Here is a 2192-nt window from a genome sequence, read left to right on the forward strand (position 1 = left end):
TTCTATCTTCATCACAATAAGATCCAAAATCTATATAACCTGCTAGAAAAAGTTGCCCCAAGACATTAATATATTCACTTATATAGGTAGGTTTGGGTGTATTTAAATAAAATGGACTGCTAATATTATCGATGCTGTAAGTATCTAATAAAATTAAATTATTACATTCCCACCTTGAGACACCCATGCTTTTTCCACAAATAAGCAAAATATAATATTCAAATAGTTCTAAAATACCGACCTTATCTTTTAAATGAGATGATATAATTAAAGTTGGATTAGCATAATCATTCTCTAAAAGCTGGGTTTTTTTCCATATATCAAAATCTATATCAGGAAAAAAAATAGCACACTTTTCGTTTTCATCCCATTTTATATACCTATATTTCATTTTTTATCCCATTTTCTATATGTATTGTTTTAAGATTTCCTCTTGGCTTATTGGAATTTATCTCTATGGTCTCACCCCCGCTTTTAGAAGTTTTCTTATATTGTATAATAGTTTGATCATCTAGTTTTCTCATATAAATCGGCTGTCCGTATTTTTTATCTACTTTATTTTCAAACTCTTCAGAATTTTTAGTTAACTTTTTCCATAATTTGTCTAATTCCTCTTTATTTTCAACTATTCTCCTGCGTTTATCTCGAACATTTTTTGGCAGTTTATCTACTATCTGCAACACTTCATCTTTAGTCAATGTTCTGGGTTTTAAATACTCAGTATCTTTAAAAAATTGCTTTATCCCTCTTAAAACCGGAATAAATGTATAACTCACATCTTCCAAAGGTTTATCATTGAGTTCTAATTGACTAGGAAATACTATCTCAATAAACTCCCCACTGCCATCTTGTGTTTGTATTCTTATAACATTATCAGGGATGATTTCTTGAGCATTGTTTTCACTAGAACTTATATTATTGCTTTTTGTAGTGTTTGTGTATTTTGTGCCATTATTTATATTTACATCTTTATTTTTTGCTTTTATTTTGTTTTCACTAACCCCATTTACCACCACAAATTTACAAACATAAAGCTCTTGTTTTCTATCTTCATCTTCTAAGATTTCATCTAGTCCTTGTGCGATTTGAAGTTTTAAATTTTGCATTTTTGCAGGAGCTAAAAAACTAAAATGATATTCGTTTAATTTTTTATTGTCTTCTAGGGAATTTTTGATGATTTTATCATACTCATGTAGCTGTGTAAAATACCCTACTCCTAAATCTTTATTTTCAAATTCCTTATAAGCACTTTTATAAACTTTAGCAATGTTTTTTGGGATAATAAAATAAAGTTTGATTAAATTAGTATCAAAGCTAAGATTTAATTCTTTAAATTCATAATCTTTACTAAAGTCTTGTTTGAATTGATTAAGAATATTTATATCCTCTATATCTTTTAAATCTTTTAAATCTTTTAAATCTATATTAAATTCATTTAAAGCCTTATTTTGTTCTTTTTTTTCATTATTGATTAAAAGATTATAGATAGGTAAATTATCTTTTTGAAATCTATCACTTTTATAATGAAGTCTTATTATAGGTTCTTTTAACTCTATTTGATTTTTACTTTGTTCTCCTAAGCCCTCTTTAGGATTAAAGCTGTGATCAAATTTAAACTTAGTAGGAGTAAAGCTTACTTTTAAAGCAAAGCCTTTATCTGTTTTACAAGCTGAGATGAGTTCTTGTAAGATTACATATTCATTATTGACTTTCTTTTGAGATAAGGATCCTTTTACATTAACAACTTTAGTACAAGGAACACTTACACCTGCTATAGTATTAGGACAAGCTACTATACTAGAGTTTAATAAATCACTTTCTAGCATTATAGGCACACCATCATCTTTAAAAGTTTTTCCTTTGTTTGATTTAAGTATGACTTTACCTCCATGGATACATTCTAGGTTTTGATTTTCTAAAAGAGCATGAAGTTTAGCTATAGCTTGTTTTTTATCTACTTGTGTGGTTTTTTGTTCTTTTAAAGTGTTTGAAATTAAGTCTTTATACTCTAAGCTTTGTTTGCTTAAACATTCTAATTTAATATTTAAAGAATTTTCTAATATAGAATAATTAAGCAAGCAAAGTTCATCATTTTTATAAAAGATACTAAGTCTTCCTAAACCACTGCTTTCATCTTTAGGAGAAAAATAATAACTAGGTGTATCTTGTTTTATAGTATTATCTTGATCTAA

Annotated in this window: 1 protein-coding gene and 1 pseudogene; both read right to left on the minus strand. The window is 27.0% G+C overall.

Going from position 1 to position 2192, the window contains the following annotated elements; genetic code table 11:
- Positions 1 to 391, minus strand: a pseudogene (locus tag AJ932_RS02400) (hypothetical protein); the annotation flags it as partial.
- Positions 381 to 2078, minus strand: coding sequence for a lysozyme (locus tag AJ932_RS02405; RefSeq protein WP_070288994.1), 1698 nt, complete (start codon positions 2076 to 2078; stop codon positions 381 to 383). The gene AJ932_RS02405 and the pseudogene AJ932_RS02400, both read right to left, overlap by 11 nt.
- Positions 2079 to 2192: the final 114 nt, after the last annotated feature.

The sequence above is a fragment of the Campylobacter sp. BCW_6873 genome (assembly GCF_001762365.1).
Classification (GTDB): Bacteria; Campylobacterota; Campylobacteria; order Campylobacterales; family Campylobacteraceae; genus Campylobacter_D; species Campylobacter_D jejuni.